Consider the following 15,012-nt stretch of genomic DNA (forward strand, 5'->3'; position numbering starts at 1 on the left):
GGTATTAGCGGCTTTTAATCACTTTAACGTGTTGCTTTGTGTGTTTGTTTGCAATGGTAACAATATATATTCCATTGGCCAGTGCTGCGGCTTCAGGAATGCGAATGACGGATGCATTCTGAAAGGTATTTTGGTACTTAAGGTTGCCAAGGACATCTACAATTGAAATGGTAATACGTGCCTCCAGTGGCCCTTTTAGTACCAGTTGCTTGTTAAACGGGTTGGGCGCAGCGTGCCATTTCGTTGGAAGTTCATCCGGGCCCTGGCCGGCCTTGGCAAAATTCGGAATGCCATAGCCCAGCTCATTGTTTGGCTGAGCGTGTAAATGCCCGCTGTCCATTATCAGCTGCCTGATTTGCTCGGCACTTTTTTCGGGAAAGGATTGCCACAGGCAGGCTGCCAGTCCGCTAATAAGCGGGGTGGAAAAAGAGGTGCCATTTCCGCGGCTGATGCCGCCTGCCTCATTTTGCACGGCAACGGCCACTCCCAGGGCACTCACTTCTGGTTTTATCCGTCCGTCGGGGGTAGGGCCAACGGATGAAAAGGCGGCCCGCGTGCTGTCCATTTCAATGGCGCCCACCGCCAGGCATTGCTGCGCATCGGCTGGTACGCCTATGTAACGCCAGGGGCTGTTTCCTTCGTTGCCGCCACTGGTAATAACAAGCATCCCTTTTGATGATGCAATATCCGAAGCGCGGGAGGCTCTGCTGCCCGCATTCATGTCTGCATAGGTATAGCTGGTGGAGGGAGCATCAAACTCGTAATAACCGAGTGAAGTGCTGATAATATCAACGCCGGCACTATCGGCCAATTCGGCAGCACAAACCCAATAGTCGGGTTCAATGGGGTGCTCGGAGCCGGCATCTTCGGTGCGTAATAGCCAAAAGGCGGCATCGGGTGCGGTTCCGTAATACTGGTGGGATTGCTGGCCGGCCAGTATGGATAGTACGTACATCCCGTGGGCATCTTCGGTGAAGAGGTCGGCGTTGGGCTGCACAAAATCTTTAGTCCCCAGTATTTGTCCTGCGTCCCACAGGTGCTGGGTTAAAGGGAGCTCATTGGCTTTGTAAAAACCGGCATCAATCACCGCAATATGCAGGCCCTTACCCGTATAACCGGCCTGGTGCAGGTAGTGCCCGTTAACGGTGCTTACCTGTTGCCAGGCCTCGCCATAAATGGCATTCGACAAGCTTTTTAACGAGGGGTAGCTTGGTTCCAGTTTATGGCTGGTTCCGGCAGTTGCGGATGGTTTGGTTTTTTCAACCGTTCTGATAAATGATACACGGTGCAGGGTATCCATCATTTCGCCATTAGGGCTAAAAACAATGGCCCCGTTGAGCCACTTGGTGGTGTAACGAACGTCAATGCCGGCCTTAATTAAGCTGTCGGTATATACCGTGCTAACCGGCAGATCGTTCTCCACAAGCGGGATGTTTTGTCTGATGCGCCTTTGAATGGCTCGTGGCGACAAAAAAGATTCGGGTTTATCAATGGCGTAGGGCGAGCCGTTTTTATCGGTAAATGAAACGAAATAGCCATCCTGTGCATGCGTCTGAATAAGACACAACAGTAACAGGGCTAGGGCTGGCACGCGTTTCAACATGGGCTTATCTTAAATACAAGTCTGGATTGTTTTGTAGTTTTTCCGGGTCTTTTAAGGTTGCTTTGTTCTGTTCGTATGCCGCCTGTTCTTCAGCTCTTTTCTGCTCAATTACTTCGGGGTTCAGAAGCTGGCCATCGTCGTATTTAAGGCGGTAATTGATTGTTCCGTCGGCATGGTAGAACAGCCATTCGCCATCTTCCTTGTCGTTGTGGTAGTTGGCATCAATCTCCAGCTGTCCGTTGTCGAAATAATGCAGGTATTTTCCGTGTAGCTGGTCGTTAATGTATTGGGTTTTCAGGCGCAGCGTCCCATTCTCATAATACTTAAGCCATTCACCATCTTTTTGTCCATGCTTCCAGCTGATGGTTTCGGCAACCGTTCCATTGGGGTAATACACCGTGTATTGGCCGTGCGACCGGCCATTGACATACTCCTCGGTTGCCACCACCAATTGCTTGGGGCCATAATACGTCCAGGTGCCTGCTTTTTGGCGCCCCAGGTAACTTCCCGTGGAGGTGAGCTCGCCATTTTCATCAAACAGTTGCGCTTTCCCCTCTTTTCCTTCTTGATCATAAATAATTTCTACACTTAGCTGGCCGTTGGGGTAGTAGCGGGTGTAGCTCCCAACCGGTTTATCATTTTTAAAGGTGGCTTTGTACAATACGGAGCCATCGGTGTAGCGCTTTTCCCAGGGGCCTTGCTTCAGACCATTGGCATCGGTTTGGTTATAGTTGTAGGGGATGGGCGTAACCTGCTTCTTCTTAGCCGGTATTTTGTTCCCAAACACATCGGTTTGACCAGTGGCTGTAGCAGCGGCTACCAGTAAAGCTATCGAAAGAAGAAAGAACTTCAGTCTCATGTTAAATTACTTTTATAATTGAAATAATCCTGAGTGAAAATACTCGTTAATGGTTACTCAGATTTGAACATCAAGTTTCAAAAATATAAAAAAAAGTCCCCTCGGGAGGCGACTTTTTTAGAATTTATTGATGTACTGCCCAGGTGTAGGCCAATTGCTTTATGTTTGGTATGTAACAGTCTGCAAAATTAAGGGGCAGGCAATCAATGCAGTGATTCACTCGTGAACCATCCATTGCTTTTAAGCTTTCTCGTACTTAGCAGCCTTGAGGGTTTCTTTTACTTTTACACTTGGCTGGAAGCTTACTTTGCAGTTTTTAATCAGCGCCTTGCTAAAGTCCTCTTCGGTGTCGGTACCTTCGCTGGAGATGCTGACCTGCAGGCGGCCAAGATCGCCCATTTCAACCGTGGCCCCTGCGGTTAAAAACTCCGGAATTACCCTGGATAAGGCCGTTAAGGTTGTTAGGGTATCCAGCTCATTAACGGGCGATATCTCCGAGATACGTTTGGCCAGGGTTTCGAGGGTGACGTTGCGTGGGCGCACAATAGTGGCGTAGTGCTTTTTCGGTAATTCTGGTTGTCTGGGGTTGCCCCGCGTAATGATTTTGAATTTAATAATTGACATACGTTTTAAAATTTATGGTTATTGATTTAGTTGCAGCCGTTGCTGCAGATAGAAAAATCGGTTTGGTTATCTGGTTGTTATAAAGTCTGCAGGGCCATTCAAAAAATCATCAAGAGACTTTCTGAAAAGTGTCAGGACACTTTTTGAAAAGTAACAAGACACTTTTAGAAAAGTAGCAAGAGACTTTTTGAGGGGACTGGTATGTCGGGCGAAAAAACTTCTGTGTGCATATTGGTTATGTGTTTGGTTTTTTGGTTTTTGCAAGGCGTAAATAAGGGCCTCTAATCTATTAATAGCAGAAAACGAAAATAGTAACATAAAAAATAATCAACCGTTAGTTTGAGTGTATTTGTAAAGTGATAATAATTAAGTATATAGAGTGGAAAAATTCTTATAAAATTAATTGAGGGTGTGTAATAGCTGTTTGGCGAAGGTGTAAGACACACCACATAAGATGCAAGATGATTGATGGGACCTAAAAATGCAGGGGAGACTTAATACGCCTGCTACAGGCCGGGCGGGTAAACAAGCAAGGTGCATCAGCACCTGATTTACAGTGAGGCACCAACTACGTAATTCCCTTTATTAACACTAATAATATTTATCAACTCCACCCTTGTGGATTAAACAAAATATTTAATTTAGCATTGGCTAAACGGGATAGCTGCCACCCTTAACTGTTGATGTAGCAAATATATTGGGCAGAAGGGTGGGGATGGAGAGTAGTTACAAGCAACCAAATTCAAATAGCACAAAAGGAATAATCTTAAATAAAAATAATGGCTAAGAAAGTAATTTTTAAAGTTCATGGACACGGAGAGCTAAATGGCAATTACAAAATTGATATAGAAAAAGAAATGGATTCAGAATTAGCCTATAAGCTTCGTTCAAAGAACAATTTAATCCAATTTGTAAAACAAGAATGTCCAGGTATAAAAATCAAAGAAAATTCGCTTGGCTATAAGATTAATCCTCTGGTGGATACAAATGTTGTAAATGCTAAAAAAGCAAATGAGAAAAAAAAGAAATCTAAATCTCAAATGTCATCTTCGAAAACAATTAGTTTGAAAAATATCAATAAGAAGAAAATTATTGGAGGTGCTATAGCTGCGGCAGTAATCGTACCTATCGTAAAAGAAGTTGTTGAGAATGTAATTGATGAAGTTAAAGAAGTCATCAATAAATCGAAAAATTAATAATGAGTTTAAACATTAAATCAAAAGCCTTTGATAAACAAAAAGTACACGAACTGACTATGTCAATCTTTAATGATTTTAAGGAGAAAGTTAACATTAATGATATTACAAAAATTAGTGAAAAGATTTCTTCAATGAATAAAGGGCCATTAAAGACTGTATGGGAAAAGGTAGGTGTATTGTGGGAAGGCATTAAAGATAAGGAAGTTTCAATTGCTCAAAAAACGGTGCCAATTGGAGCATTAATGTATGTTATAACACCGATTGATGCAATCCCAGATGTTGTTCCAATGCTTGGATTAAGTGATGATGCAACTGTTGTTGTTACTGCAGCATCCATGTTTGCTGCAATGGTGTATAAAGTTGCTTCAGATTCATCGAGTCAAAAGAATGGCGATTCACTTATTGAAACATCAGGCGAAAGCACCCAAGAAGAAAAAATTGAAAGAGTAAAGGTGTTTATTTCATTGTTATCACATGCCGCATACTCTGACAATGAATTATCAGAAGATGAAGATAAAAAGTGTAAAGAAATTATAAATGATTATATATTTTCAGAAGAAGGTATTTTACCTGAATCAATGCTAGAATCTATTGATGTCCAAAGGGATATCATAGAAGATACAATTGCGAAAACATTTATAAAGCCTTTAAATACCAATGAAATATTTAATTTCATAAATGATAATAATGAGTTTGTAGATTTATGGTATTTCTATGCCTTTTCTATAACAAATTCAGATAATCAAATTAATGAGCAAGAGCGTGAATTTCTAGATTATTTTTCAGAACAAGTTGGCTTATCAAAATTTGATAAAAATAAAATAGAACGAAGCTATAATAATGATTGGTTTACAAATAAAAATTAGATGGAGAATCCTGGTGAACATTTAGTTGGACAATACCTAAGAGAAATAAAAAAATGTGACTTTGTTGAGTATAATCTCCAAACAAAATTTACCCAGGGGGAAATTGACGTGGTCGGCATTGATTCAGTAAAGAAAGAAGTTTTTATTTGTGAAGTTGCAACTCATTTGGAAACGGGACTACAATACACCAAAAATAATAGACCTGACAATGTGAATCGGTTTGTTGATAAATTCACAAAAAATGTAAAATATGCACGTAAGAATTTTAGCGGTTATAAATGTCATTTTATGTTATGGACTCCAATCATTAAAATACCGAAAAAAGAGAATGCGAAGAATAATCAATTAAATGATATTATTACAATAAAAAACACATTATTAGAACGACAGAGTATAGACCTTGAACTTATCTATAACGAAAGTTATTTAGATTGTATAAATAAACTTAGAGCTAGAGCTAAAGAAACTTCTCAGGCATTAACATCGCCTATTTTGAGGTTTTTACAAATCGAAGAAAAACTGAAGCAGCATCTTCTAAATAAAAATGGCAGCTTGTAACACGCTGCCATAAAGCATACCTTGCCGCAGGCACAACACAAGGTACGCTGCATGCATGCAGCCACCGTTGGCTGCAAACAAAAAGAACGAACCGCAAAACTTGAAACTATATATTATGGAAACAAGACTACCAGGAAAAGATGAGTATAAAAAATTATTAGATTTAAAGGAAGATCACTTTAATGATTTAAAAAGCAAGGATATTAAGCCTTCTAAATTGCAAGAAACTTTTGTTGCTTTTGCTAATGCAGACGGAGGTGAAATCTGGATTGGTGTTGAAGATGAAAAAAAAACAAAAGATAGATTAAAAGGATTTCAAACAAAAGAAGAAGCAAATGATATTTTACATACTGTACTTGAATTAACAGAGCCTGCTGTTGAAAATGTAGATGTAGAATTTATCGATTTTAATGATAAAGGTTTTGTTCTTCATTTAAACATCCCCAAAAGCTCTAAGGTTCATTATTGTTCAAATGGTGATTGCTTCTTAAGAATAAACGCACGGAAAGACAAGATAAAAGGAGATAGAATTACTCAGTTAGGATATGCTAAGGGTGCTTTAGTATATGAAAAACAACCAATTGACATTTTGGATGTAGATGAATTTGAATATAATGAAATTCTATTCGATTATATGGTAAGAGTAAAATCTAATTTAGATGTTCCAATTTTTCTAAAGAAACAAAGGTTATTAAGTTTCAGAGAAAAAGAATTAAAACCTAATGTTGCTTGTGCTTTACTTTTTGAAGAAGAACCTCAGGCAACATTAGATACCCGATGTGCTATAAAAGTATATCGTCTTTTGACAAGCGATGATACATATAAAAGGGAACAATTAAAAGAAGCTCCCAAAACGATAAATGGTCCAATTGAAAACCAGATACATGAAGCCATCAAATTAGTTAATGAATTATTAAAGGATACATCTATAACAGTTAATGGAGAATTGGAAAAATTCATTTATCCAAGTAAAGCAATTCATGAAATTTTAGTTAACGCTGTAATTCATCGTGATTACAGTTTAAACGATGATATACATATTCGCATATTTGATAACAGAATTGAAGTTATTAGTCCAGGAAAACTACCTGGATATATTACTTTAAATAATATATATAATGAACGTTTTTCAAGAAATCCTAATATAGTAAGGCTGCTGCATAATTTACCAGATCCTGTGAATCATGATATAGGTGAAGGTCTTGATACAGTGAAAAATGAAATGAAAAAAGCAGGATTAATTGACCCTATTATTGAAGAATTGGATAATTCCGTTAAAATTACAATAAAACATAAGAGACTTGCTTCGTTAGAAGACATAATTCTAAATTATCTTTCAGAAGACTCTAGTAATTCAACGATTACGAATCGGATGGTAAGAGATTTAAGTGGAGAGGATGATGTGAATAAAATAAAAAAAGCTTTTCAGAAGTTAAGAAAATTAGGAAAAATTGAACCTGTTGATGAGAATGCGTCTGCTTTTAACTTTTCTTACAAGATTATCGATAAAGCTTAATAAATTGATTAAAAGGTCAGCAGCTAACACGCAATATACGTAAGCCATGGGATGTGTGTAATTTAAACTTTTGCACATTTAATAAAATTTGTACTGGGTTGATAGCTAACTGCCACGCAATCTGCCACTACTCATGCAATTTACCGTTGGCATTAAGAAACAAACACTATAGTGCCTTTTTATAAAATCCCATTTCATATGCCATGCATGCAAAGTACATTTTAATCTCAGAAATGAATTATTTAACTCAACACAGATAAAAAGATGAAAACAACTTTCTTGATTCTATCCTTATTAGTATTCTCAGTTAATACTTTTAGCCAAGACACGCCAGAAAAGATTATCGAAGATTTCTTTACCACTTATGGTAAAAATAAACCAGATAAAGCGATTGATAACCTCTATACCTATTCTCCTTGGTTGAATTCTGAGGCCGATGTAGTTATTAAACTGAAAACTCAATTCCGGGATTTAAAACAACTTGTTGGAGAATATAACGGGTATCAACTCTTAACAAAAAAGAGTCTCGGTGATTGTTTTGAGCTTTACGTTTTTCTAGTGAAATATGACCGCCAACCCTTTCGTTTTACATTTGAATTCTATAAACCCAAGGATAAGTGGATAACTTACAGCTTTTCATATGACTATGATTTGGACGATGATTTAGAAGAAGCTGCTAAATTTGACTTACTAAAAGATGAATAAATGCATGCTTTAACAATGGCTATAAAGCATAGGCTTGCCGCAGGCGCAACACAAGCCTACAGCTTCAAAGCCGTAACGTTGGCAAGCATAATAATAGCGATATGAAAAACAAATTTACACTGACTACTATTATTCTATTTTTTCTCATCAATACGACTAACGTAATAGGTCAAATTGACACTATTTATAGGGCTAATAATCTTGGCTATGAAATTGGTAAGAAAGGTAATGGTGGTAAACAAGGTGTTTGGAAAACTTATACATCGGAAGGAAAACTTATAGCTATTAGCGAATATCAAAATGGATTAAAACATGGAGAACGGATTTGGTATTATGACTCAGGTAAAATTTGTAGTAAAGAGATATATAAAAATAATCATTTTAAAAAAGGAACCTATTGGGATAAAGAAGGAAATGAGGTAAAGCAATATGATATTATAGAAAAACCAGAGTATCCAGGAGGACTTGATTCGCTTAGAAGTTTTATCAATAGAAACCTAACTTATCCACTTAAAGCTCAATCAAATGGCGTTCAAGGTAAAGTTTATGTTGAGTTTGTTCTTTCTAAAGATGGCAATATTACTAACCCTAAAGTAGTCAGAACCCCTAGCGAACTATTAAATGAAGAAGCGATTAGAGTAGTCAGCCTAGCAAATGGTTGGAAACCTGGTAAACTCCATGGAGAATCTGTTGAAGTTACTTTTACGATCCCAATAAAATTTGTGCTAAACTAATAATTAAGCTTGCCAACACGCTGGAATAAAGCATGGCTTGGTTTGCTCGTCCTGACGCCTTTGTCTAGCGTCCTGTAAATCCTAAAGGGTGACACGACACCACGACCAATTCGCCACGACTAAATCCAGCAACCGTTGGGCAACACTCCCCCTATAAACCTAGAGATTGATTTTAAAACAAGCTAATCAATCTCTTAAGGGTTTATTGATTTCTGAAGCGAAGGTAAAATTGGGAGCATTAAACAGGTGAAATTTAGAGATTAGCACAAAAACATAAATCACTGAAATACCGACGTTTATTTTTGCGTTAGGCAGAATTTTGACCAAAAACTGTAACAAAAGATTAGGCTTTCTGTCTAATAAAGTAAAAAATCAATCAAAATGAAATTCTTAAAACATCTAATGCTGTTTACAGTTATCAGCTTCAATTTAAACGCCCAAAGCAATTCAAGTTTAAAAAACAACCAACAAGCGAACACTACTTATGCCATAAAGAATGTGAATGTAATTCCAATGACCAAAGAAAATAAAGTCATTGAAAACACTACAATTTTAATAAAGGAAAACAAAATCTACTCTATCAATAAGTCAATCCCTAAAGACGCTACAATTATTGACGGAACCGATAAATGGCTAATTCCTGGATTAATTGATATGCACGTTCATACACTTGCCGATGGAAGTCCTTTTGTAATTTATCCAACTAAAGGACCATTAGTAAGCTATAATACACAGTACAATATGACACCTTACATAGCTAATGGTGTTACAACTGTTTTTGATTTAGGAGCAAGAACAGAACATTTTGGGCAACGTAATGAAATTATAAGAGGCGATGTAATTGGTCCGCGGATGGCATTAGCCAAAGTAATTGGAGGCAAAAAATCGAATCCAATAGCTAAAACCCCATCTGATGGAAGAAATGCAGTACGTTTTGCCAAAGAGGAAGGCTATGAATTTATCAAGGTATACACTTGGTTAGATGAAGAAACCTTTAAAGCGGTTATAGATGAAGCCAAAAAACAAAATATGAAAGTGGTAGGTCATATTCCAGTTGCTTTCGAGGGGAAACCAGCCAAAGATTTTTTTGTTCCCCATTTTGGTTTAATTGCACACGCCGAAGAGTTATCGAAACAAACAGGCGATTACAGCTATGAAAAAGCACAGGAATTTGCACGTTTAGCAAAAGATAATGGCACTTGGTTAATTCCTAATCTAACCAATATGCTTTCCATTAGCCAACAGGCTAAAACATTACAGAGCATCCAAAACTTACAAGGCTTTAAATATGTCCATCCTCTTATGCAAAGTAAATGGTTAACTTCAAATGGTTACTATGGAGCATCTGATAAATTAATTGAATATTATAATAAACTCTACAACTTTCATATTCTTATTGTAAAAGCGTTTAAGGAAGCTGGCGTGCCTATGGTGGCAGGAACAGATGCTGGAATCTCTGGTATTGTTTGGGGATTTTCGCTTCACGACGAACTTAAATTGTTAGTAGAATCTGGATTGACTAATGAAGAGGCATTGGCTTCTGCAACACGATTAGGAGCTGAATGGCTTGAAATTGGCGATAAATTAGGAACAATAGAAACAGGAAAGTTTGCAGATTTGATTTTGTTAGATGAAAACCCTTTAGATAACATCAGCAATACACGAAAAATTTCAGGTGTATTCGTAAATGGTAAATGGATTGACAGAAGCAAAATAGATATAATGCTTTCAGATGTTGAGAAATGGAATAATGCCAACAAAGAAAGATATGATTGGAACGACCTCTTGAATAGTTTAAAAAATTAATAAAAAAACTGTGCCTTACAGTGGCCCATAACGCATATGGAGGCCAACTAATTTTGGATGTTTTGTGACTTCGGCAGACCACGGCAAATTGGTGAGTTGGCTCCGCTCAATTTGGAGGGTTGGTGAGGTTAATTTCGCCTACGATGATAAGCGGCAAGCCTTTGGCAATATAGAGGGAGCGAAGGAGTCCATTATCAGATGAATGAATTACTTTTAAATAGAGGATTAGAAACAATGGAAACTTTAAGTCTGATTTATTATTCACCGACAAAAACGACACAAAAAATTGTTAGGGAAATTGGTCAAAACATGGGATTTAAACTTATCTCAGAGAATAACATTGCCGAAAATAGGACCGAATCAATGGCCAAAATAACTAATAATTGCCTCACTATAATTGGGATGCCTGTATATGCAGGACGCTTGCCAATAACAGCTGTTGAGACACTAAAAAAGGTTCAGTCGAATCAATCGCCGGCAGTCATTGTGGTTGTGTACGGTAATCGAGATTATGATGATTCACTGTTAGAACTTAAGGAAATTGCAAGTAATTGTGGCTTTAAGATAATTGCCGGCGCTGCATTTATCGGAGAACATTCATATTCAACGAATGAAAAACCGATAGCCAAGAACAGACCGGATAAACAAGATTTAGAAAAGTGTAGGGATTTTGCTGGGATGATAACTGAAAAAATGAAGGATATCAACTCGCCCTCAGAACTGAATATACCGGGTAACCATCCCTATAAAGCGCATAAACAATTTCCTGCAACTGCACATCCAGAAACAGATAATGATCGCTGCAATCAATGCGGTGTTTGTGTCGATTCATGCCCTACCAATGCGATAACCATCCAAGAAACAGTTATAACAAACGGTGAATTGTGCACGTTATGCTGTGCTTGTGTAAAATATTGTCCTGATGAAGCGAGAACCTTGGATAACTCAATAGTCAATACAATTAGAGATAACCTGTTTCTCAATTGTTCAATGAGAAAAGAACCCAAATATTTTGTATAAGTAATGGCAGGCGAAGTGGTAAATATCAAGGTTTGTAGCCTGCTCAAACTGCTTAGTGGCTTGATAGGTTACTGCCACGCAATCTCCTACTAATTCGTGCAATTTTCCGTTCCTTTACTAACTAATACAACACAAAAATCCCGGTAAAACAGCGTTTTACCGGGATTTGTTTATTCTCGTCTATCGCTTACGATAGTGGTTTACTTTACTTCTTCGAAGTCTACATCAGTTACTTCGTCATCTTTACCGCCTTGCTGTGCGCCGGCATCAGGTCCTGGTTGTGCACCACCCTGAGCACCTGCCTGCTGGCTGGCGTTGTACATCTCTTGCGAAGCTGCCTGGAATACTGTGTTCAACTCAGTAGTTGCAGCATCGATAGCCGCAATGTCCTGTGCTTTGTGGGCTTCTTTCAGCTTCTCAAGCGCCGCTTCGATAGGTTGCTTTTTGTCGGCTGGCAATTTGTCACCAAACTCTTTCAGTTGCTTTTCAGTTTGGAAAATCAAGCTGTCAGCACCATTCAACTTATCGATTTTTTCTTTGGCTTGCTTATCAGCATCTGCATTTGCATCCGCTTCTTCTTTCATGCGTTTGATTTCGTCATCAGAAAGGCCTGAAGAAGCTTCGATACGAATACTCTGCTCTTTGCCGGTAGCTTTATCCTTAGCTGTTACATGCAAAATACCGTTGGCATCAATATCGAATGTTACTTCAATCTGAGGTGTTGCACGTGGTGCTGGTGGAATACCATCCAGGTGGAAACGGCCAATGGTTTTGTTGTCTTTAGCCATTGAGCGCTCACCCTGCAACACATGAATCTCTACTGATGGCTGGTTGTCAACCGCAGTTGTAAAGGTTTCTGATTTCTTGGTTGGAATCGTTGTGTTCGCTTCAATTAATTTTGTCATTACACCACCCATGGTTTCAATACCCAATGAAAGAGGCGTTACGTCAAGAAGCAGAACGTCTTTTACTTCTCCGGTTAATACACCACCCTGGATAGCCGCACCAATGGCAACTACTTCATCAGGGTTTACACCTTTTGACGGCGCTTTACCAAAGAAATCTTCAACTACCTTTTGGATAGCTGGGATACGTGTTGAACCACCCACCAGAATTACTTCATCGATTTCAGAAGGGCTCATGCCAGCATCTTTCAATGCCGCTTTACAAGGCTCAAGGGTGCGCTGAATCAGGTTGTCTGCCAGTTGCTCAAACTGTGAGCGCGACAAGCTGCGTACCAAGTGCTTTGGAATACCGTCAACAGGCATGATGTATGGCAAGTTGATCTCAGTATTAGTTGATGAAGATAATTCAATCTTCGCTTTTTCAGCCGCATCTTTCAAACGCTGCAGCGCCATTGGGTCTTTACGCAGGTCGATGTTTTCGTCTTTCATAAACTCATCGGCCAACCAGTTAATGATTACGTCATCAAAGTCATCACCACCCAGGTGAGTATCACCATTGGTTGATTTTACTTCGAATACGCCATCACCTAATTCCAATACCGAAATATCGAACGTACCACCACCAAGGTCGAATACGGCAACTTTCATGTCGCGGTCCATCTTATCCAAACCATATGCCAATGAGGCGGCTGTAGGCTCGTTGATGATACGGCTAACTTTCAGACCGGCAATTTCACCCGCTTCTTTAGTCGCCTGACGCTGTGCATCATTAAAGTAGGCAGGCACGGTAATTACTGCTTCAGTCACTTCTTGTCCCAGGTAATCTTCTGCTGTTTTCTTCATTTTCTGAAGAGTCATGGCAGAAATTTCCTGAGCTGAATATAAACGGTCATCGATTTTTACACGTGGTGTGTTGTTGTCCCCTTTAACTACTTCATAAGGCACACGCTTTACTTCGTTAGGGATCTCATCATACATCGAACCCATGAAACGCTTAATCGAATAAATAGTCTTATGTGGGTTGGTAATAGCCTGGCGTTTGGCCGGATCACCTACTTTTCTTTCTCCACCTTCAACAAACGCTACGATTGAAGGTGTTGTTCTTTTACCTTCGCTGTTTGGAATTACAACCGGCTCATTTCCTTCCATTACAGAAACACAAGAGTTAGTTGTTCCTAAGTCGATACCAATAATTTTTCCCATTGTTATGCAATTATCTTGTTATTCTTTTAATGATTATTTCAAAATTACGGTGAGGGATAATCAAATGGTGTGCCATTAGTAAATGCGCTTCTTTTTGTGCAATAATGACAGGATGAATCCCAAAAGCAGGAAAACTCTGTCAGGTTGAGTGACAGAATGACAAGCCGGCGCTTACAAACTGAAGACCTCAGCCGACTCAGCTCCTTTGGGAGCGTTGAGGTATACCTGCTCGTGTTCGTTAAGCCCTTGCAGTATTTCAATAAATTCTTCGTTTTCGATGCCCACCTCGACTTCCTGTTTAATGGTGGACCAGCCTGTTCGTTTAAACACATAGTTTATGGAATCATTGCCTTTAACAGCTCTTTTATCCACCAGCAAAGTATTGGCCCGGCTGTTGGTAATTATAGTGTTGTTGGTGGTCATGTTCGGAAGCAGTGCGGCTTCATGGTTATGCAGTTCCACAATTACCTTAAAGCCATTTTGAAAGGTGCCGGGGATAACCTGGCCAATGTTGGCAATGCTCTTTATTTGTCCCTGAAACACTTTATCAGACAGGGCGCTGACAGCAATATTGACGGTTTGTCCCACTTCAATCTTGGCAATGTCGATTTCTTTGACATATATTTCAGAGATCAGAGAGCTCAAATCGGGGAGGGTGGCAATGAGGGGCATGTAACGTCCAACAGTGGCGCCCACTTTAATTTTCTGCCCATCGTATCCGTTGCCATACACAATCATGCCATCGCCGGGCGATGCTATAATGAGTTGGCTTCTGAGTTGTTCCAAAAGTGACAGTTTGTATTCGTAGCGTTTGATTTTACGGTGGCTGCGTGCAATTTGTGTTTTGTGTTTTTGAGCGATGGTAATCAGGTCGCGCTGTGTTTTAGACAAAGAGCGTTGTGCTTTTTCCAGTTCAATTTGTGTTTGCCTTTGAATGGCGGGCGATTCGTAGGATGACTGCTCAACCTTTATTTCTGTGTCCATCACCAAATCCCGCTGTTTTTGAATGGTTTCTCTTTGCGCCGCCAGCGCCAGACTCGAATCAATTCTGGCATCTTCTAGTTGGGTGTACAGCTCGCTGAGCTTATCGCGCGCTATGGCCATGGCTTCTTCTACTTCGGTTGGGTCGAGCTGGGCAACCTGTTCGCCTTTTGTAACAATTTTTCCTTCATCGGCAATGCTCAGTATTTTTATGGACCAAATGTCTAGTTCTTCATCAAAACAGACTTCGGGTATGAGGATGTCCATGGCTTTTTCTGCTTTTAACTCACCGGCGGCCGACACAGTAGATTCAATCTTACCCTTTTTAACAGTTACTGTATTGCCAGTCTGTTGGCCAATTTTCCAGGGCTGCCAAATCAGTAGTGTCAGCAGGCCAATTGCTGCCAGTATGCCGGTTATTGTTTTCTTCATG

The 15,012-nt window shown here is 39.4% G+C and carries 13 protein-coding genes; 8 read left to right on the plus strand and 5 right to left on the minus strand.

Translation table 11 applies throughout. The annotated features are described in order from the left end of the window. Nucleotides 1-4 precede the first annotated feature (4 nt). The 3 genes from ACSX1H_RS09600 to ACSX1H_RS09610 all read right to left on the minus strand — a co-directional run bounded on the left by ACSX1H_RS09600 (nt 5) and on the right by ACSX1H_RS09610 (nt 3,086). Nucleotides 5-1,603, minus strand: coding sequence for a S8 family serine peptidase (locus ACSX1H_RS09600; protein ID WP_439183643.1), 1,599 nt, complete (start codon nt 1,601-1,603; stop codon nt 5-7). Between the two features lie 4 nt (nt 1,604-1,607). Further along, a complete protein-coding gene (locus tag ACSX1H_RS09605; RefSeq protein WP_439183644.1) occupies nt 1,608-2,462 on the minus strand; it encodes a toxin-antitoxin system YwqK family antitoxin in 855 nt (284 codons plus the stop codon). Between the two features lie 240 nt (nt 2,463-2,702). Then, a complete protein-coding gene (locus ACSX1H_RS09610; protein WP_439183645.1) occupies nt 2,703-3,086 on the minus strand; it encodes an HU family DNA-binding protein in 384 nt (127 codons plus the stop codon). 779 nt (nt 3,087-3,865) lie between these two features. Here ACSX1H_RS09610 and ACSX1H_RS09615 point away from each other — a divergent pair. The 8 genes from ACSX1H_RS09615 (at nt 3,866) to ACSX1H_RS09650 (ending at nt 11,490) form a co-directional block, all read left to right on the plus strand. Beyond that, the gene (locus ACSX1H_RS09615; RefSeq protein WP_439183646.1) at nt 3,866-4,282 is read left to right on the plus strand and encodes a hypothetical protein; all 417 of its coding nucleotides are present in this window, start codon (nt 3,866-3,868) and stop codon (nt 4,280-4,282) included. 2 nt (nt 4,283-4,284) lie between these two features. Then, nucleotides 4,285-5,151 (plus strand): YkvA family protein, encoded by an 867-nt coding sequence (locus ACSX1H_RS09620; protein ID WP_439183647.1) that lies wholly within the window; start codon nt 4,285-4,287, stop codon nt 5,149-5,151. Then, nucleotides 5,152-5,709 (plus strand): hypothetical protein, encoded by a 558-nt coding sequence (locus ACSX1H_RS09625; RefSeq protein ID WP_439183648.1) that lies wholly within the window; start codon nt 5,152-5,154, stop codon nt 5,707-5,709. Nucleotides 5,710-5,824: 115 nt separating this feature from the next. After that, complete coding sequence (locus tag ACSX1H_RS09630; protein WP_439183649.1) at nt 5,825-7,225, plus strand: RNA-binding domain-containing protein; 1,401 nt, start codon at nt 5,825-5,827, stop codon at nt 7,223-7,225. 264 nt (nt 7,226-7,489) lie between these two features. Next, the gene (locus tag ACSX1H_RS09635) at nt 7,490-7,930 is read left to right on the plus strand and encodes a hypothetical protein (protein ID WP_439183650.1); all 441 of its coding nucleotides are present in this window, start codon (nt 7,490-7,492) and stop codon (nt 7,928-7,930) included. 101 nt (nt 7,931-8,031) lie between these two features. After that, nucleotides 8,032-8,664, plus strand: coding sequence for an energy transducer TonB (locus ACSX1H_RS09640; protein WP_439183651.1), 633 nt, complete (start codon nt 8,032-8,034; stop codon nt 8,662-8,664). A gap of 381 nt (nt 8,665-9,045) precedes the next feature. Continuing rightward, the gene (locus tag ACSX1H_RS09645) at nt 9,046-10,470 is read left to right on the plus strand and encodes an amidohydrolase family protein (protein ID WP_439183653.1); all 1,425 of its coding nucleotides are present in this window, start codon (nt 9,046-9,048) and stop codon (nt 10,468-10,470) included. Nucleotides 10,471-10,668: 198 nt separating this feature from the next. Then, nucleotides 10,669-11,490 carry an EFR1 family ferrodoxin gene (locus ACSX1H_RS09650; RefSeq protein WP_439183654.1) on the plus strand — a complete coding sequence of 274 codons (822 nt, stop codon included), beginning with the start codon at nt 10,669-10,671 and terminating at the stop codon, nt 11,488-11,490. Nucleotides 11,491-11,690: 200 nt separating this feature from the next. Here ACSX1H_RS09650 and dnaK read toward each other — a convergent pair whose 3' ends face one another. Next, nucleotides 11,691-13,598: a molecular chaperone DnaK gene (gene dnaK / locus ACSX1H_RS09655; protein WP_439183655.1), complete on the minus strand. Its 1,908-nt coding sequence runs from the start codon at nt 13,596-13,598 to the stop codon at nt 11,691-11,693. A gap of 171 nt (nt 13,599-13,769) precedes the next feature. Then, nucleotides 13,770-15,011 carry an efflux RND transporter periplasmic adaptor subunit gene (locus ACSX1H_RS09660; protein ID WP_439183656.1) on the minus strand — a complete coding sequence of 414 codons (1,242 nt, stop codon included), beginning with the start codon at nt 15,009-15,011 and terminating at the stop codon, nt 13,770-13,772. Nucleotide 15,012 lies beyond the last annotated feature (1 nt).

This window comes from Carboxylicivirga taeanensis (assembly GCF_051851475.1).
In the GTDB taxonomy this organism is placed as follows: domain Bacteria; phylum Bacteroidota; class Bacteroidia; order Bacteroidales; family Marinilabiliaceae; genus Carboxylicivirga; species Carboxylicivirga taeanensis.